Genomic DNA, 19,029 nt, shown 5'->3' with positions numbered 1-19,029 from the left:
TTTATATGGTTTTATTTTTTCCAATTTATATTTTTTAATGCAAAAATAAAAGAACATCAAAATTGATGTTCTTTTAAAATTTATAATTCCTTATTGTAACTTTTCACTTACAAAAAATAATCCAACTGCTTTATCTCCTGAATGTATACCTACTGAGCAGCCTACTGGACCTTCAATATAATTAATATTATTGCTTTCTAAATATTCCTTTAGTGGAATAGCTATCTCATCATTATTTACATTTACTATAATTACGGGTAAATCTTTTCTTGGAATTAATGTTTCCATATCATTTATAATTCTTTTAGCTGCTTTTTTACTTCCTCTAACTTTTCCCTTTACTGACATAACCCCATCTTTAACTTCTAAAATAAGTTTAATTCCAAGCATCCCAGTAACAACACTTACTGCTTTTGGAAGTCTACCACCTTTAACTAAATTATCTAAAGAATCAAAGCTTAAAGAGCTATTTATATATGGTTTAATTTCTTCTAATTCTTTAACTATTTCTTCTATAGGAAGACCTTTATCTATAAGCTGAGCAGCTTTTATTACTAAAAGTCCAAGTCCTGAGGTTATAGTTTGAGAATCAACAACATAAACATCATCTGTCTCTAACATTTGCTTTGCAATACATGCTGATTGATATGTTCCACTCATTCCAGAGGACATCATTACTGCTAAAACTTTATAACCTTCATCAATATATTTTTTAAATGCTTCTACAAATCTATTTGGAGTAATCTGTGCTGTAGTTGGAAAAACATCCCCACTATCTATTCTCTTAAAAACTTCATCTAAAGTTATTTCAATTCCATCTAAGTAACTCTTTTCTCCAAAATTTATAAGCACTGGTAAGACATCTACATTTAATTCTTTTAAAAGTTCCTTTGGTAAATCTACAGTACTATCTGTTATAATTTTTATTTTTTGCATTTTCTCACTCCCTTCTAATTACTTCATATTAGGAAATCCAAATTGTCTTAAGGCTTCATATGCAATAATTGCAACTGTATTTGAAAGGTTTAAGCTTCTTGTACTTGTTTTAATCATAGGAACTCTTATTCCTTCATGAGCTTTGTGTACACTTTCTGGCACACCACAAGTTTCCCTTCCAAACATAATGAAATCCCCTTCTTTAAATTTAACTTCATCATAATGTTCTCCACCATGTGTTGTAGCTAAATATATTTTTTTATCTCCATATTTCTCCATGAATTCTTCGTAGCTTTCATGTACTTCAAGATCTAATTCACTCCAATAATCAAGTCCTGCTCTTTTTAGTTGTTTTGAACTTATATCAAAACCTAAAGGCTTTATTAAGTGTAGCTTTGATCCTGTTAATACACAAGTTCTTGCTATATTTCCTGTATTTTGTGGTATCTCAGGTTGATACATAACTATATTTAAATTCAAAAAAATCACCTTCCATAATCAAATAAAAAGAAAAAAGAAGATGAATTCAACATTCATCTTAAGTTTCTCATAGTCTTGCTTAATAGGCTATAATAAAAATAATACTACATCACTTCTTTTTAGTCAAAAATTTATATTATAGAATTTTATACAATTTCTAAATTTAATATAAATAAAATTATACTTATTTTAATAATTTATCTTACTTTGAGTATAAACTTTTCAAGAGCTTTTTTTACTCCATCATTGTTATTTGTATCTGTAATATAGTCTGCTTTTTCTTTAAGTTCTTTAATTCCATTACCCATAGCAATTCCAAGTCCTGCATATTCAATCATAGATACATCATTTTCATTATCTCCTATGCAAATTATTTCTTCTCTACTAATTCCGTAATAGTCTGCTAAAGCCTTAACCCCATTACCTTTCGAAACTCCTTTACTGTTTATTTCTATACTCCTATCTCCTGAACAATAATATACTACTTCTTTTATATTATCTAACTCTTTTCTAAACATTTCTGTCTTTTTAGCAGAAGTTGAAAAGGTTATACATTTTATTATTTTTCCTTTATAATTTTTGAGTTTATTATTCCAATTATCTTCACTTTTAATTGTTGTTATCTTTATTGGGAAATCACTATCTTTAATTCCTGGCAAAACTATTCTTGCAATAATATTACTAAAATAACTATTTGTAAGAATCTCATTAATAGTATGTATATGTAATATAATTCCGCATTTTTGTGCTATCAAAATTAATTTTTTACAAATATTTATATCTATATCTTTTTTAAATATAATTTCATCACTATTTTTATTTCTAATTATAGCTCCATTACCAGCTATAACTGAATCAGATGCACCTATAAGTTTTGAGTAGTATGCTGCATTATTATAAAGTCTTCCAGTTGTTACAACAACTTTAATTCCTTTATCATTAATCTCTTTTATTACTCTTTTACTTTCATCAGAAATAGTCTTTCTTTTGCTAAGTAAAGTTCCATCCATATCTATACATACCATTTTATAATTCATATGTTAGCTCACACCCCCTAAATTAACTATTATAAAAAGCAAGTTATAAATTTATAACTTGCTTTATTATATAATTTTTTATAACTATATTCTATGAAAAATACTAATTTTTTATTTATTTAAATTATTATTAACTTATCTAGTTCCAACTAATACCTTTCTAGGTACCATTGCATAAGTATCTGTTGAAACTAATTCTTTATTTATAACTTTTCCATTTTTATAAGTTACTATATATCCTTTTGCTACATATCCTACTTGTCCTTGATTTTCCACTACTCTTCTTCCTCTTGGAAGACTTGGATCATTAACTATTTCTTCTGTAGTTGGAATTTCTTTTACTATTTCATTTACCATATCATAAGTTTTTCCACCTAATCCTTTAACATCTCCATATACTTTAAAACTAATAATTTTATTATGTGTAGTTCCTTGTATATAAATTGGAAAATCATATGGGTTTTTAAACTTATAATCTAAATATCCCCATGCTACTGTGGCATCAAGCCCTGGTTTTTCATACCCAACTGTTAATGAATGATTATGTCTTTCAGTAGGTCTTATATTAGCTCTCATTACAGCTCTATAAAGTGCTGAAGATACTTGACATATGCCACCACCAATATCTTTTTCTACCTTATTATTTATATATACATTACCTTCTTTATATTTACTCTTATCTTTTTGACTTGCTTTACTATAACTAAAAGTTTCTCCTGGCATTAAAACTGTTCCGTTTACAAATTCAGTAGCTACTTTTATATTATTTGATCTATTTTCATCTGATGATTGAAATGAAGAAGTAAATGAACCTATAACACCATTTATTTTACTTAAATCTTTTTTAGTTATTTTAGGCTTTTTTTCCTTTGCTTCTATTTCAATCTTTGTTTCTTCATTTAAGTTTCCATTTATTTTTTCTTTAAGTTGTTTATCTAGTTCTTCTTTACTTATTAAATAACCTGTCTTTTCTGATTCTATGTTTATACTTCCATTATCTGATATTATTAAAGTAGCATTTTTTGAAGGAAGATTAAATTTTTCCATTATATTATTTTCTAAAGCATCTAACTTTTTATTATTATAAGTAAATTCCATTTTAATATTATGTTCTTCTTGATTTTTACTATTTATTAAATAATTCTTTTTAAAAATATTTAAATCTTTTCCATAATCGAAAGCTTTGTTTATAGTATTATCAATATTATATTTAGGTTCAATTTGTAAGTAATTTGCTTTAAATTCCTTATCTGTATTATTCAAAACAACTATTATTTTTTTCTTATCAATATTTGTCTTAAATTTATTTTTAAGAATTTTTTTGGCTTCTTCTTTACTCATGCCTCCAATATTTATTCCTTGTACCATAACATTTGGATAAATTTTATTTTCCCACTTTTCTACTAATTTATTAATATATGAAATATAACCCCCTATGCTAATTAATAAAATTATAAAAAAAACAGATATACCAATTAATATACTCTTTTTATTACTGATTAGTTTATTTTTATCCATATCAGATTTATCAAAAATATTTCTCACTATATCTCCTCCTTTTACAGCAATTTATAAATTCTCTATATAACAAATTATATTATATATTATTAATTTGTAAATTTTAAGTCTATTTTGTTAATTTTATAAATTAATAATAAATTAATAGCCTTATAATTTAAAATTATAAGACTATTAAAAATTTTATATTATTTAATTCTACCATCTAGTCTATACTTACTTCTAATTTGGGATGTTTCTCCATCATAATCAAAAGCTTCTATAGTTATATCTAAAACTCTACTATTAGGTTTATAAATCTTGCTTAGTGGTATTCTAAATGTAGTATCATCCTTATCTACAGTTCCTACCCAATAATTATCAACAAATATATTATATCCAAGTAAATCTAAATCGCTATTTTTGTTCCACGAAACATATATATATTCATTGTCCATCCAAGCATTTAATCCTGAAACCTGTCTTGGTTGCATTAAAAGAGCTAAATTATTTGGACCCCAATTTGCATCTACAGGATTATCTACTCCAGATATAACTTGATTTTCACTATATTGCCATATTCTCCATCTAGTCCATCCTCCTATATCTGGTGGTATTTTAGGATTATTAGGAATATTTGTGTACATTGCAATCCATAAAGGCATATTTTTTAATGGATAAGTTCCATTACTTGACTTAAAATTATTATAAATTTGAATGAAAAATAATCCAGTATAAAGCATAAGCCTTCTTCTAGTTTTTTTCTCAAATCTTTTTCTAAATCTGTCCACCCAATTTAAAAGCGCATCTGTATCAATTTTAGGATTATATGGAGTTTCTACATCTATTACTGGAAATAAATCTCCATAATTTTTATTTCCAAAAGCTTTTTGTAAAACATTAATAAAATCATCACATTGAGAATCTGCTGTTAAAAGATTATAGGATGGAACAGCATAATGATATGCTCCAACTGGAATACCATAATTTCTACTTTCCCTTACAAACTCAACAAACCTTCTATCTTCTCTAAATCTGCCTGTTGCAGATCCAGAAGCTCTTAAATATAAAAAATCAATATTAGTTGCTAAAGTTCTAAAATTTACTCCCCTACTATATTCATTTAAGTCTATACCAAAAGTACTTCTAGCATTTTTATCTTGCATAGCTCCTCCAAGGAAAAATACTTATTCCTTAATAGAATATTAGTTTATAACATATAAGGTTACAGTAAAAAATTCTATTATAATTTTTTTATTTTTTATAGAGTATAAAAAAATTAAATCTTAAGCCTTATATAAAAGCTTATATCATTACCATAACATTCTCCCCATATCTTTCCTCCATGCATCTTAACTATATTCTTAGAAATTGCAAGACCAAGCCCTGACCCTCCAAGTTCTGCACTTCTTGATTCATCTAACCTATAAAATCTATCAAATAACTTATCAAGTTTTACTTGTGGAATATGCTCCCCTCTATTTTTAACTGCTATTGTTGCATATCCATCCTTTGCATATACTCCTATAATAACTTTTCCTGGTTTATAAGAATATTTAACTGCATTAGTTAACAAGTTCTCAACAACTCTAACCATCTTTGCAGGATCAATACTTACAATTATTTTTTGGTCTGTTAATGTTTTTACTTGTTCTATATTTGAACTTTCAAAATAAGGTTTCATCTCCTCAGAAACTTGGGATACAAAATCTACAAGATTAACTTCTGCTTTATTAAGCTTCATTCCATTATTGTTAAGCTTTGTATATTCAAATAAATCTTCTATTAAAACTTTAAGTTTTTCAGATTTATTATATGCAATGTCTAAATACTCATCCATAGTTTTTTCATCTTCATATTTTTTATCTTTTACAAGTTCTATATATCCCATTATTGAAGTAAGTGGAGTTCTTAAATCATGAGAAACATTTGTAATTAAATCAGCTTTAGTTTTTTCTGAAACTTCCTGTGCCTTAATTCTTCTATTTATTTCATCTGCCATATTATTTACATTTAATGCTATATTAGATATTTCATCATTTCCATCCTCTGGTATCCTATGGCTTAAATCTCCATCTGCAATATATTTAATTCCCTTTGCAATTTGGTCTAAATATTTAGTTTTCTTATTTGTTACAATTAAAAATAAAACAACAAATACTATTATCGAAAGCATTAAAGCTAAATAAGAATTGGTAACTTCATAGTCTACGTAGTTAATCCTTGCTGATGGAATACCACTATATATTAAGTAGTATCTCCCATTTCCTATACTAAGAGGATATAAAACTGTATATTCATTAGCCTCATGTTCATTTTTAGAAAATTTTGATATGTTTTTAAGTACATTAAATATATCTATTTTTTCTTCTGAAGCATTTGAATTTCTGTAAATAACCTTTCCATCAATATCTGATATATATACTTTATCTGAATTATTTGAATCACTTTTAATTATATTTTCAAAAAGCTTACTATCATTAATTTTTATTTTTCCAGCATGCTTCTCTCTTTCAATTTCATCAACTATATTTTGAGCATTATGATCAATAATACTATAATCATATTTTATTTGTGCATTAGTTTTAACACTTCTAAACATATCATTCATAATGCCATAGGATATTATAGCTATTAAAAAGCAAGCTCCAAAAACTAATACAAGTTCAAATCTAATACTCTTTTTTATTTTCTTATCAATATATTTAATTAACTCTTTTACTTTCCCAAATATTTTTAAATTTGAAAACTTATTTATTAATCTTCTTATAAATCCTTTCTTTTCCTCATTTTTATTTTTCAATTTTATATCCTACCCCCCAAACAGTTTTAATAAATCTTGGATTTCTCGGATTTTCTTCTATCTTCTCTCTAATTTTTCTAATATGAACCATTACTGTATTATCTGATTCCATATATTCCTGATTCCATACACTTTCATATATATTTACCATTGAAAAAACTTTTCCTCTGTTTTTTGCAAGTAAAACTAATATATCAAATTCTGTTGGTGTAAATTTAATTGATTTTTCTCCTAAAAATACTTCATGAGTATCTAGTTTTATTAATAAATCATCTATTGTTAATTCATTATCTTCTTTAACATGATAATTATTAAATTTTTTATATCTTCTAAGTTGTGATTTAACTCTTGCTATAAGTTCCAATGTATTAAATGGTTTACTTAAGTAATCATCAGCACCCATATTAAGTCCTAATATTTTATCTATATCCTCTGATTTTGCTGAAAGCATTATTATTGGCATTTCACTTTCTTCTCTTATTTTTAAACAAGTTTCTATTCCATTTAGTTTTGGCATCATAACATCTAATATAACTAAGTCAATGTCATTTCCTTTTAATAAATATAAAGCTTCTTCACCATCTTTAGCTTTTAATGTTTCATATCCTTCGCCTTTTAAATATATTTCAATTAAATCTCTTATTTCTTTTTCATCATCTACAATTAAAATCTTTTCTTTTTTCAATTTAATACTCCTCCTATGCATAAGTATTATTTTATAAATATATATTAATTTTAAAAATTACTTCTTAAATAATTATCTCATAAAATCTTAATAAATTCTTAAAGTATTTCATTTAAAGTAATATAAAAAATGGACTCTTTATAGTTAACACAAAAAGTGTATGTCTATAAAGAATCCATTTTAATTATCTTAACTTTTTATTTATCTTTTTTCTTTTAATGATTCTTCAATAATATTATCAATTAATTGGCTATAAGAAATATTTATTCCTGCAGCACTTTTTGGAAATAAACTATTTTTAGTCATTCCTGGTAAAGTATTTACTTCTAGAACATATGGAATAGAATCTTCTGTAACTATCATATCTACTCTTGCATAAACTGAACATTTTAATACTCTGTATGTTAAAAGAGCCATTTCTTCAACTTCTTTATGAAGTTTTTCATTTAATGTTACAATAAATTCATCTGCTCCTCCATCATTATATTTAGATTCAAAATCAAAAAATTCTGATTTTGGTTTTATAGCTAAAACTGGATACATTTCATTATTAAATATTGGGCAAGTTATTTCTTCACCTTTAATGAATTTTTCAATCATAACTTCACTGTCCCACTTAAAGCCTTCATTTACTGCATTTAAAACTTCCGACTTATCTTTTATTATAAATGTAGCTACACTTGAACCTCCATGAGTTGGTTTAATAACTACTGGATATCCAAGTTCTTCAATTTTATCAAAATTTAATTCTGATACATCTCTTAAATTTATCCAAGGAGCTGTTCTAATTCCAGCTGCTTTTAAAAGATTTTTAGTCATATCTTTGTCCATACATGTAGCACTACTTAATGGACCACATCCTGAATATGGTATTCCTAATGATTGTAATACTGATTGAACAGTTCCATCTTCTCCAAATTGACCATGAAGGGCTAGTAATGCAAAATCTATATTTTCTTTTTTTACTTTATTAATTATATCATCCTTTTTATCTATTACAATTTTAACAACATCATATTTATTAGTATCTATATTTTGTAGAATAGATTCACCACTATCTAAAGATATCTCTCTTTCTGATGAGATACCTCCCATTATAATTCCGACTTTCATAATTGTACCTCCAAATATATATTATATTTAAAATTACTTATTATAACCATTATATTAATTTAACCCTTAATATTATATCACTACTTTTAATTAAAATATATAACTTTAGTAATCAATTTGCATTTATATTAAGAATAGTATATTGTAGACATATAAAAATATAAGGAGATAAATCATATGAAGGAAAAAAATAAAGCAATTATATTATTAATAATTTCAGCTCTTTCTTTTGCTATTATGAGCACTTTCGTTAAGCTTTCAGGAAATATTCCATCAATAGAGAAAAGCTTTTTTAGAAACTTAGTAAGTTGCTTTGTAGCTTTTTATATTATAAAGAAAAGTGGAGATAGTTTTTTTGGCAAAAAAGAAAATAGAAAATATTTAATTGGAAGATCATTACTTGGAACACTAGGAATAATAGCTAACTTTTATGCAATTGAACATTTAATTTTAGCTGATGCCAATATGCTTAATCAACTTTCACCATTTTTTGTAATTATATTTTCTAGTCTTTTCTTAAAGGAGAAGATTACAAAAAATCAAATAATAATTTTATTAGTTGCTTTCATAGGAAGTTTATTTATAATAAGACCTTCTTTTAGTTTAGAAATAATACCTGCATTAATAGGTGTTTCATCTGCAATTTGTGCTGGAGGGGCTTATACATTTGTTAGATTTTTAGGTGGAAAAGAAAAAGGTCCTACAATAGTATTCTTTTTCTCATTCTTCTCAATAGTATCTACATTACCTTTTGTTTTAATAGACTTTAAGCCATTTTCTTATATACAACTAATATATTTATTAATGGCAGGTGTTGCAGCTTCTGTTGCTCAATTTGCTATAACAGCAGCTTACAAACATGCACCAGCTAAAGATATTTCAATTTATTCTTATACTCAAATAATATTTACTGCTTTTATAGGATTTATATTATTTGGTCAAGTTCCTACAACTTTTAGTTTTATAGGATATGCAATAGTTATTGCAGCATCTATTTCAATGTTTATATACAATAACAGATTAGCTAAAAAATCTGCTAATTAATTTTTATTTATAAAATTATAGTTTTAATAATTATCTAAAAAAAGTCAAAATAATAAAATTATTATTTTGACTTTTTTAATTATTATATTTGACTCTTATTTAAAGTAGTGTTGATTTTAGATAAAACTGTAAAACTATCTTATAAACAATTATAGTAAGCCTTAAGAGCTATCAAAAATCAACATTCACCTAAAACAGATATTAACTCCTAACTAAGTTTAAATATATTTTTTCTTATCTTCCCACTTACAAATATGATTTAATGGACATTCAAAACATTTTGGTCTTTGTGATGTACAACATCTTCTCCCATGAAATATTAAAAGATGATGAGTAAGAGACCATTCTTTTTTAGGTAATTCCTTTTGAAGTTGCTTTTCTACTTCTAAAACATTATTTGAATTTGCAAGTGCTAATCTATTTGAAACTCTAAAAACATGAGTATCAACTGCAATTGAAGGTACTCCAAAGGCATTAGATAAAACTACATTTGCTGTTTTTCTACCAGCCCCTGCTAAAGACATTATTCCTTCCATTGTTTTTGGTACTTCCCCATTAAAATTTTCTTTAAGCTGTCTGCACATAAGAACTAAATTTTTAGCTTTATTTCTATATAATCCGATTTGTTTTATTCTCTTTTCTAACTCCTCATTTGTAAGAGTTAAAAAAGAATCTAAATCTGGATAATCCTTAAATAAAGTTTCTGTAACTTCATTTACTTTTTTATCTGTTGTTTGAGCTGATAAAATTGTAGCAACTAAAAGTTGAAATGGTGAATTATAATTTAATTCACATTTAGCATCTGGATATGTTTCCTTAAGTATTTCAAGTATCTCTTTAGTTCGCTTTTTCATATTTACACCTCTAATCTTTATAAACACCTCTATAATTTTCAGGTAAAAGATTTGCTATAGACTTCATAAGTACATTAAGACATCTATCATCATACTCATGTTTAGTTTCTTCTTTTTCCTTCTTTGGAAGAACAACTGGATTTCCAAACTTAACTGTTACATTAGCATTGTGCCATACCTCTCCCCCCATATCTCCATTAGAACATATAGGTAAAAGTTTTTCTGTTCCACTCATCCCAATTGGAACTACTGTTGCATTTTTAATTTTTGCAAGAAGTAATACACCTTTTTTTCCTTCAATTAACGCTCCTGTTCTACTTCTTGTACCTTCTGGGAAAATTAAAATATTTTCTCCAGACCTTACTGACTTAACCATCTTAGTCATTGCATCTTTATCAGCAGTATTAGGTTTTATAGTTATATTCTTAACCATTTTTATTCCTATATTTGTTATTGGATCATTTGATAATTTAATTCCTGCAACAAAATATGGATCAAAATCCTTTTTTAAAATTTTATTTAAAACTAATCCATCTGAATTACTTAAATGATTGCATATAAATACTATTGGCTTATCTATATTCTTTAAATTTTCATATCCTGTAATTTTTATATTTGCATATTTCTTTATGTATCTATCTGTTATTTTTTTGCCAGCAAATACTACTAAATTTTCTGGTAATACTCCTATAATTTTCGCCATAAATGGTGATAACATAAGATATTCCACCTACTTCCTAAATATTAATCTAAAATATATTATATTCTAGTTATTTATAAAAGTCTATCTATATAACCCTTAATATAAGGAGACTCACTTTTTATATTACTTATGTCTTCTTTTTTAAATTTTTTCTTTCTTATTATGGCATTTCTTATTAAAGTATTTTTTCCTCTCCACCCACAAGAAGTTATTTTATAAGTATTTTTAAATTCTGCATTTTTAAGATTTATTATAAAATCTTCATTATCATCTCTCATAAATTTTTTTATTTTAAATTCTTCTAAATTAGTAAATTCAACATCTTTATTATAAGGACATTTCATTTGACAGCTATCACACCCAAAAATTCTTCCATTTAACAAATTAATTTCCTTATCACTTAAATCTTTCTTTTGAGTTAAGTAAGACAAACAAATATTTGGATTTTTTCTAAATGAATTTATTGATTTTGTTGGACATTCCTTAAAACAAATATTACATTCCTTACATTCATAATAATTGTTTATAGAACTAAAGTTAGCTTTATCTTCTTCATAAATTTCTAAATCAGTTATTATTTCTCCTAAAAAAACGTAGGAACCATACTTTTTTGTAATAAGCATATTATTTTTACCAATAAAACCTATTCCAGAAAGTACTCCAATATATCTTTCAGGTAAACTATTGCTATCTACTAATGCAACTGAATCTCCACCTAACTCCTTAATAAATTCACATATTTTTTCTAAATAAAAGTGTACAACTTTATGATAATCTAAACCTTTTGTATATATTGAAAATCCATTATCATAAAAACTTTCAGAAGTAGCATAAGGGAAAGCTATAGAAATTATAGTCTTTCCCTTTTCCATATAAATATTTGGTTTTATTCTTTTATCTATATCTTTCTCTTCAAATTCATTTTCTAGAGAAAACTTTTTTCTATTATTATAAAACTCCCTAAGTTCTTCAAAATCTCTACATTTTATAAAACCAATTAAATCTAAATTTAAGGTTTTGCAAAATTCTAATATTTTTTCTCTCTTTTCTATGCCTTTGCTCATTATATTTTATTGTCTCCTAAAATAATTGATTTTAAATAACCATATCATTATATATTCTTTTGCTTTCACCTTTAATATCTTTTATCTCTATTATTTTTGCTTCTGTCTTTTTTATAACTTTAGCTGGTATTCCTACAGCAGTAGAATTATTATTAATATCTTTTAATACAACTGAATTAGCTCCAATTTTTACATTATCTCCTATATAAATTGGACCTAAAACTTTAGATCCAGCTCCTATTATAACATTATTTCCTACAGTTGGATGTCTCTTTCCTTTATCCTTTCCAGTTCCACCTAATGTTACTCCATGATAAATCGTAACATTATCTCCAACTTCTGCTGTTTCCCCAATTACAACACCCATTCCATGATCAATAAATAATCCTCTTCCTATTTTTGCTCCTGGATGTATTTCTATTCCTGTAAAAAACCTACTTAATTGAGATATTAATCTTGCTAGGAAAAATAATTTGTGATTGTATAATTTATGAGCTAGTCTATAAGCTATTAAAGCATTAACAGACGGATATAGAAGAAATACTTCTATTTTACTCCTAGCTGCTGGATCTTCTTCTAATATTCTATTTAAATCATATTTTAAATTTTTAAACACAGCGATCCCCCTTTTTATTAAAACTTATTTTTTAGCTAAATTTTATTTTAATCGTATAATCCCATTGATATATATTTTTCTCCACCATCTGGTGCAACTAATAATACTTTCTTTCCTTTTCCAATTTCTTTTGCAACTTCAATAGCTACATGTAATGCACTTCCTGATGATATACCAATTAAAACACCTTCATTTACTGCAAACTCTTTAGCTGCTTTGAAAGCTTCATCATCAGTTACGCTTCTAACTTCATCTACATATTCACTTTTGTATATTGAAGGAATAAATCCTGCCCCAATACCTTGTATCTTATGTGGTCCTGGTTTTCCACCTTGTAAAACTTCTGAATTTTTTGGTTCTACTGCAATTGTCTTAAGTCCTTTTATATTTTCTTTTAATTTTTTGGATATTCCTGTAATAGTTCCACCAGTTCCAACACTTGCAACAAATACATCTAAATCAGGTATATCCTTCAAAATTTCTTCTGCAGTAGTTTCATAATGCTTTTCTGGATTTGCTATATTTTCAAATTGTTGAGGAATAAAATATCCATCATTTTTTGAAAGTTCCTCTGCCTTTTCAATTGCACCTTTCATTCCTTTAACTCCATCTGTTAAAATAAGCTGAGCTCCATAAGCCTTTATAAGTGCTCTTCTTTCTGCACTCATTGTATCTGGCATAACTATTATAACTTTATATCCTTTTAATCTTCCTATCATTGCAAGAGCAATTCCTGTATTTCCACTTGTTGGTTCTACTATAACTGATCCTTCTTTTAATAGTCCTAATTTTTCAGCTTTTTCAATCATTCCAAGAGCAGCCCTATCTTTAACACTTCCTCCAACATTAAACTTCTCAAGTTTTACATAAATATCCGCCATATTATCTTCAGTATTTTTAATTTTAAGAATTGGTGTATTTCCAATCATTTCTAAACTACTATTATAAATCATTTTAAGTTCCTCCATTTTTTTAATTTATTTTTAAATTTCAAATTTTATTTACTAGTAAAATTAACAATTAATAATTTTTATATTATTTTTAAATATAAAAAAACTCCCTCTCTAAAATTATAGAGACGAAGTAAAATCCGCGGTTCCACTCTAATTAAATTAGTAAAAACTAATTCCAACTCAATTCAAGTACATTAATATACTTTATCACTATAACGGGTGATTCCGGATAACCTTACTATAACTTTTAGGGTTTTCAACTCTAAAGGGCACTTCATATAAATTCTTGATAAAAAGTTCTCAGCAGTCCTTTTCTCTCTGTAATCTTCCTTTATATTACTCTCCTTTTTCTTAGTTTTTAATTCCGAGTATTCTGATATGTTTTATATTTATTATTATATTCCTTCTTTTTTTATTGTCAACACTTTTTTTTAATTTATAAAATAAAAAACTTAAAAAAAAGACTAAATATTTGAATTTAGTCTTTTTTAGAAAAATCCTTATTTTAATGTAAAGTAGTATAAATTTTAAAATGTTATTTCTTCTTCCATTGTGTTTCTTATATAATCTTCATCTATAAGAGAAGATTTAAGTAAAAAATCTGATGTAGCTCTATTCATTGCCACTGGTATATCATATAATACTCCTATTCTAAATAAAGCCTTAACATCTGGATCATGAGGCATTGCTGTAAGTGGATCCCAGAAAAATATCATAAAATCAACTTCTCCATTTATTATTGCAGCACCTATTTGCTGGTCCCCCCCAATTGGTCCACTTTTATATGGATGAACTTTTAATCCTGTTTCATTAGAAATAAGTTTTGCGGTAGTCCCTGTACCACAAAGATTATGTTCTTTTAATATTTCCTTATGCTCATTTGCCCATTCTATTAACTCTTTCTTTTTATTATCATGAGCTATTAAAGCTATGTTTTTCTTTTTTTTAATTGTTAGTTTCAATATTATTTTCTCCCCTCAAATTATTTTTTGTTTAAACAATATCAAACTATTTTGCTAATCAATACTGCATTTAAACATTTACATAATTATACCATATAATTTACTATTATTGAATATTTATGAAATTTAAATAAAAACTTTTTATGATTAAGATTTTTAAATGAGCTTAATCATAAAAAGTTATCAAAACTATTACTTCTCTTTTGCTTTTTTATTTTTCTTTTTCCATAATGGATATAAATATTCATCTATAATATCATGAATTATAACTATACCAACTAACCTCTCCTCTTCATCTACAACAGGCACTGATAAAAGATCATATTTGTTTGCAAGTTCAATGGCTTCTTCAATATCATCTTCATGTTTTAATACATTAAAATCATCTTCCATTATTTCTTTTAATTTTTTATCTCCAGCACTTAAAATTAAATCTCTTAAAGAAATTATTCCTTGAAGCTTATCTTCTTTATCTGTTATATAAATATAATACATAACTTCTTCATCTGGTTCCATTTCCTTTAATATATCAATTGTTTCTTTAACTGTTATATCTAAATTAAGGGAAATAAAATCCTTCGCCATTATACTACCGACTGTTTCATCTTCATATTCTAGAAGTTCTTTTACTTCATCAGCATCTTCTTTTTCAAGATTAACTAATATTTTTTCTCTTTCTTCCTCATCAAGTTCATCTAAAAGATCAGCAATTTCATCACTTGGCATGTTTTCCAAAAGCTCTGCTGCTTTAATTTCTGATAATTCTTTGATTATTTTACCTTTATATTCCTGTTCCAATTCTTCCAACGCATCCGCTGCTAAATCTTCGTCTAAAGATTCAAACACTTGCTTTCTTGATTTACTATCTAATTCTTCCAATATATCTGCAAGATCTGCTGGATGAAGTTTTGAAAGTTTTTTATATGGTACTTGAAGTTTTAAATTATTATTTATCATTTCTAATGACTCAACATCATCCCACATTAAAACTGTGTCATCATAGCTTTTGCCTAATATTTTATAAATAAATTTTGCAAGCCATCCAATTCCCATTCTTCTATATTTAGCAAGAGGTCCTGTTTCAACTGCAACAACCCTATATTCTCCTGCAATTTTTGCTATTCTTAAATCATCAACTCGAACAACTTGTTTTCCATTTATATCTACTATCTTCTTATCTAAAAGGTGTCTAGACAAAAGATAACTATAAGTTCTTGGAAGTATTTCTTTACTTCCTTTTGTTTTTATAACTACTTTTCCATCATTATCATAAAAATTGATATCTCTAAATTCATAATGATAAATAGAACCATCTCTTTTAACTTTATATCCTATTATTCTTGGATATCCATCTTCAGTAGTTACATAAACATCCTTTAATGCTCCAATAACATCATTGAATTCATCATATATTTTATTTCCTAATATATTAGTATATAAGAAAACTGTTAATTGTTTCATAAAATAGTTCATCTCCCCTCTATTATCTTAGAGAAACCTAATAAAACTATTTCCTAATTAACAAAATCTATCTATAGCTTAAAAATTAAATAGAGGTTTACCCTAAGACATATTATTGAGTTTTGGTTTATCTCCCAACTGAGGTCCAGCCTCCATTTAAAAACACCATCCTTATTTATTGAAATTTATAAATTATTGCACAATAAAAAATGGTTTTGCACATAACAAAACCTTAGTTAATTTTTAATAATAAAAATAATCTATATTTTTATTATATTATATTCGTTTAAAAAGGCAACATTTTTTCAAAATTAATATATAATTAATCTAATATTTATCTATTAATAAATATTATAAAAACCCTCATAATTTATGAGAGTTTATATTTATTCCTTTAATCCTAGAATTTCTATTCCACCCTTTATGCACTGAACTCTTAATGGAAATTCAGGTCCCTTCTCTCCATCAATATCAGTAACTATATCCTCATCACACTCAATTAAAATATCATCTGTCTTAAAATAAACTACCTTTTCCGAGTCTAAATGATCTCCTCTTAAAACCTTCAAGAAAAGAGGTAAAAGTTCAATTAATGGCACAGCCTTAAATAAGATTAAATCAAGCATACCATCTTGAGCATCTGCCTTTGTTGCTAGATTTAAATTTCCTGCCGTTTTTCCATTAAATAATAATAATAAGTACATTTCTCCATCATAATTATATTGTTTTGATTTTAAATTAACTTTAAGTTTTCTAAAATTAGGTAATTCTTCTAATCCTTTAATATAATAAGCTAGCTTTCCTATTGCATTTTTAAGATGTAAATCAGTCTTTTGTGATATATCAGTGAAAAGCCCTGTACTTGCAACATTTATAAAATATTTATCATTTATTTTACCAATATCCACCTTTTGTGGTTTTGAATTAATTATTCTTTTACATGCCTCTTTTACATTACTAGGCATATCTAAAAATTTACCAAAGTCATTTGCTGTTCCAACTGGAAGTATTGCTATTGGAAGTTTTATATTTCTCTTCATCATTGCATTTAAAACAGTATCCACTGTTCCATCGCCTCCCGCTATAAGAACATATGAATAACTTTCATCAATACAATCTAATGCTTCAATTATATCTCGTCCTCTTTCTATTCTATATGGAATTATTTGATATCCTGCATTATGATGAATTTTTATAACATTATCTAATTCATTTACTATTGCATTTTCTCCAGAATAGGGATTATAAATGAAACGTACTTTTTTCATTTTTTTCTTCCTCCTTGTTATAGCATTAATTTATATTATACCTGTCACTTTTTACATTGTCTACTAATTTAAAAACAGTATAAATTTATTAAAAATCAACACTACCTAAATTTTTTCTTAAATCTTCTTTTATACTTAGTAATATAATAATTTGTATGATATAATTATTTATTGTAAGTTATTTATGATTTTTAGGAGTGGTTATATGAAAAAAAGTTGTATTCCTAATATATTTACCTTTATTAATTTATCATGTGGAGTTTTATCAATTTTATCAACCTTCACTGATGGAGGAAAATATATTCAAGCTGCTATCCTTATATTATTAGCAGGTTTAGTAGACAGGTATGACGGAAGGATTGCCAGATACTTACAAGTATCAAGTGAAGTTGGTAAGGAATTAGATTCTTTAGCTGATCTTGTATCATTTGGAGTTGCACCTTCACTTTTAATATATTCTTTATTTAATTTAAATTCATTTGGTCCGCTAGGATTATTAGGTTACATAATTCTTTTAGCTTTCCCAATTTGTGGAGCTTTTAGGCTAGCTAGATACAACATATCTACATTTAATGGTGTATTTACAGGAATACCTATTACAATTGCAGGTTGTTTCATGGCACTTTTCGCAATTATAGCATGTTATATTAAAATACAAAATATTAATACAATAATACCAGTCATACTAATGATTTTAGGATCTTATTTAATGGTAAGTAATTTAAAATTAAAGAAATTATAATTTTTATATCCCAGGTTTTTATTACCTGGGATATTTTATTTTTCATCTTCTCTTTTTTCATAAGAAGCATTAAAAAAATTAAGTTCATTATTTATTTCTGTCTGAATTACTTCTGTAAGTCCATTTTTTATTTTCCCTTTTTCATAATTTGAAATAACTATATCATTTTTAAATTTACTATATCTTAAATAACCTTCTTGATATTTTTCTATTATATTAATTAGATCATCAATAACTCCACCTATTTCATTAACTCTATCTATAGCCCTTTCAACTTCCTTTGTTCTTCTTTCAGATATAGTGTTAAGTTCTGCTGCACTTGAAACTAAAAGCCTATAAGAATCTACATATCTTTTTAATAAATCTGTAAGCTTCACAAGATCATCAAAATGTGATGCCATTACCTTTTCATGCATAATATTCCTTCCCTTTAAATAAAATGGTACATCTTATATTATTAATAAATTATTTATTTTATTACATTTTCAAATTACATTCTAAAAAAAATAGTTGGTACTAATAAAAGTACCAACTATTTTATTTAGAAGTAATATCATTTGCATATTCATCATCTGTTTTAAGCCATTTTTTTAGATCAATTGGATATTCTTTATTTAATTTAATATGCTTTTCACAACTAATATTTTTATTGTAATTACAATATTTTTTATCCTTGTCTCTATAATTTTCATCAAAATCAATTAATTCTTCAAAATCTACTAATTCTTCAAAATTAATTATTTCACTTTCATCTATTTCAAAAAAGAAATCCCCTCCATCTGGATACCTACAATACATATGCTTTCCTCCT

General features: G+C 25.9%; 20 protein-coding genes and 1 other annotated feature. Of the genes, 2 read left to right on the top strand and 18 right to left on the bottom strand.

What is annotated here, in order from left to right; translation table 11 throughout:
- Positions 1 to 90: 90 nt before the first annotated feature.
- From J2Z53_RS04370 to J2Z53_RS04335, 8 genes are all read right to left on the bottom strand, one after another.
- Entirely contained in the window at positions 91 to 936 is an 846-nt protein-coding gene (locus J2Z53_RS04370) for a DegV family protein (RefSeq protein ID WP_209796021.1), read from the bottom strand.
- A gap of 18 nt (positions 937 to 954) precedes the next feature.
- The gene (locus J2Z53_RS04365) at positions 955 to 1,416 is read right to left on the bottom strand and encodes a tRNA (cytidine(34)-2'-O)-methyltransferase (protein WP_209796020.1); all 462 of its coding nucleotides are present in this window, start codon (positions 1,414 to 1,416) and stop codon (positions 955 to 957) included.
- Positions 1,417 to 1,613: 197 nt separating this feature from the next.
- Positions 1,614 to 2,453 carry a Cof-type HAD-IIB family hydrolase gene (locus J2Z53_RS04360; protein ID WP_209796019.1) on the bottom strand — a complete coding sequence of 280 codons (840 nt, stop codon included), beginning with the start codon at positions 2,451 to 2,453 and terminating at the stop codon, positions 1,614 to 1,616.
- A gap of 135 nt (positions 2,454 to 2,588) precedes the next feature.
- Positions 2,589 to 3,998 (bottom strand): VanW family protein, encoded by a 1,410-nt coding sequence (locus J2Z53_RS04355; protein ID WP_209796018.1) that lies wholly within the window; start codon positions 3,996 to 3,998, stop codon positions 2,589 to 2,591.
- 161 nt (positions 3,999 to 4,159) lie between these two features.
- The gene (locus J2Z53_RS04350; protein WP_209796017.1) at positions 4,160 to 5,116 is read right to left on the bottom strand and encodes a glycoside hydrolase family 25 protein; all 957 of its coding nucleotides are present in this window, start codon (positions 5,114 to 5,116) and stop codon (positions 4,160 to 4,162) included.
- Between the two features lie 113 nt (positions 5,117 to 5,229).
- A complete protein-coding gene (locus J2Z53_RS04345) occupies positions 5,230 to 6,753 on the bottom strand; it encodes a sensor histidine kinase (protein WP_209796016.1) in 1,524 nt (507 codons plus the stop codon).
- Complete coding sequence (locus J2Z53_RS04340) at positions 6,743 to 7,459, bottom strand: response regulator transcription factor (protein WP_209796015.1); 717 nt, start codon at positions 7,457 to 7,459, stop codon at positions 6,743 to 6,745. Before J2Z53_RS04340 ends, J2Z53_RS04345 begins: the two co-directional genes overlap by 11 nt.
- A 180-nt stretch (positions 7,460 to 7,639) precedes the next feature.
- The gene (locus tag J2Z53_RS04335; RefSeq protein WP_209796014.1) at positions 7,640 to 8,551 is read right to left on the bottom strand and encodes a D-alanine--D-alanine ligase; all 912 of its coding nucleotides are present in this window, start codon (positions 8,549 to 8,551) and stop codon (positions 7,640 to 7,642) included.
- Between the two features lie 177 nt (positions 8,552 to 8,728).
- Between J2Z53_RS04335 and J2Z53_RS04330 the strand changes: the two genes are divergently transcribed.
- Positions 8,729 to 9,595, top strand: coding sequence for a DMT family transporter (locus J2Z53_RS04330; protein ID WP_209796013.1), 867 nt, complete (start codon positions 8,729 to 8,731; stop codon positions 9,593 to 9,595).
- A gap of 218 nt (positions 9,596 to 9,813) precedes the next feature.
- Here J2Z53_RS04330 and nth read toward each other — a convergent pair whose 3' ends face one another.
- The 8 genes from nth to J2Z53_RS04290 form a co-directional block, all read right to left on the bottom strand.
- Positions 9,814 to 10,449 carry an endonuclease III gene (gene nth / locus J2Z53_RS04325; RefSeq protein ID WP_209796012.1) on the bottom strand — a complete coding sequence of 212 codons (636 nt, stop codon included), beginning with the start codon at positions 10,447 to 10,449 and terminating at the stop codon, positions 9,814 to 9,816.
- A 10-nt stretch (positions 10,450 to 10,459) separates the two neighbouring features.
- Positions 10,460 to 11,167: a lysophospholipid acyltransferase family protein gene (locus J2Z53_RS04320; RefSeq protein ID WP_209796011.1), complete on the bottom strand. Its 708-nt coding sequence runs from the start codon at positions 11,165 to 11,167 to the stop codon at positions 10,460 to 10,462.
- A 56-nt stretch (positions 11,168 to 11,223) separates the two neighbouring features.
- Positions 11,224 to 12,216 (bottom strand): tRNA epoxyqueuosine(34) reductase QueG, encoded by a 993-nt coding sequence (gene queG, locus J2Z53_RS04315; RefSeq protein ID WP_209796010.1) that lies wholly within the window; start codon positions 12,214 to 12,216, stop codon positions 11,224 to 11,226.
- Positions 12,217 to 12,247: 31 nt separating this feature from the next.
- Positions 12,248 to 12,832: a serine O-acetyltransferase EpsC gene (epsC, locus tag J2Z53_RS04310; RefSeq protein ID WP_209796009.1), complete on the bottom strand. Its 585-nt coding sequence runs from the start codon at positions 12,830 to 12,832 to the stop codon at positions 12,248 to 12,250.
- Positions 12,833 to 12,879: 47 nt separating this feature from the next.
- Positions 12,880 to 13,785 (bottom strand): cysteine synthase A, encoded by a 906-nt coding sequence (gene cysK, locus J2Z53_RS04305; protein WP_209796008.1) that lies wholly within the window; start codon positions 13,783 to 13,785, stop codon positions 12,880 to 12,882.
- A 118-nt stretch (positions 13,786 to 13,903) separates the two neighbouring features.
- Positions 13,904 to 14,147, bottom strand: a binding site (T-box leader).
- Positions 14,148 to 14,312: 165 nt separating this feature from the next.
- A complete protein-coding gene (locus J2Z53_RS04300) occupies positions 14,313 to 14,747 on the bottom strand; it encodes a methylglyoxal synthase (protein WP_209796007.1) in 435 nt (144 codons plus the stop codon).
- A 192-nt stretch (positions 14,748 to 14,939) separates the two neighbouring features.
- Complete coding sequence (locus J2Z53_RS04295; protein ID WP_209796006.1) at positions 14,940 to 16,208, bottom strand: magnesium transporter; 1,269 nt, start codon at positions 16,206 to 16,208, stop codon at positions 14,940 to 14,942.
- A 386-nt stretch (positions 16,209 to 16,594) separates the two neighbouring features.
- Complete coding sequence (locus J2Z53_RS04290) at positions 16,595 to 17,476, bottom strand: YegS/Rv2252/BmrU family lipid kinase (protein ID WP_209796005.1); 882 nt, start codon at positions 17,474 to 17,476, stop codon at positions 16,595 to 16,597.
- A 205-nt stretch (positions 17,477 to 17,681) separates the two neighbouring features.
- Here J2Z53_RS04290 and pssA point away from each other — a divergent pair, with 205 nt between their 5' ends.
- Positions 17,682 to 18,218 carry a CDP-diacylglycerol--serine O-phosphatidyltransferase gene (gene pssA, locus J2Z53_RS04285; RefSeq protein ID WP_209796004.1) on the top strand — a complete coding sequence of 179 codons (537 nt, stop codon included), beginning with the start codon at positions 17,682 to 17,684 and terminating at the stop codon, positions 18,216 to 18,218.
- Between the two features lie 35 nt (positions 18,219 to 18,253).
- Here pssA and J2Z53_RS04280 read toward each other — a convergent pair whose 3' ends face one another.
- Together J2Z53_RS04280 and J2Z53_RS04275 are read right to left on the bottom strand one after the other, a co-directional pair.
- On the bottom strand, positions 18,254 to 18,634 hold the full coding sequence (locus J2Z53_RS04280) for a hypothetical protein (RefSeq protein ID WP_209796003.1): 381 nt from the start codon (positions 18,632 to 18,634) through the stop codon (positions 18,254 to 18,256).
- A 121-nt stretch (positions 18,635 to 18,755) separates the two neighbouring features.
- Positions 18,756 to 19,016: a hypothetical protein gene (locus J2Z53_RS04275; protein WP_209796002.1), complete on the bottom strand. Its 261-nt coding sequence runs from the start codon at positions 19,014 to 19,016 to the stop codon at positions 18,756 to 18,758.
- Positions 19,017 to 19,029 lie beyond the last annotated feature (13 nt).

The sequence above is a fragment of the Clostridium moniliforme genome (genome assembly GCF_017873235.1).
GTDB lineage: Bacteria > Bacillota > Clostridia > Clostridiales > Clostridiaceae > Clostridium > Clostridium moniliforme.
Note: the sequence above shows the minus strand (reverse complement) of the source record. Positions and strands in the feature narration are given on the sequence as shown.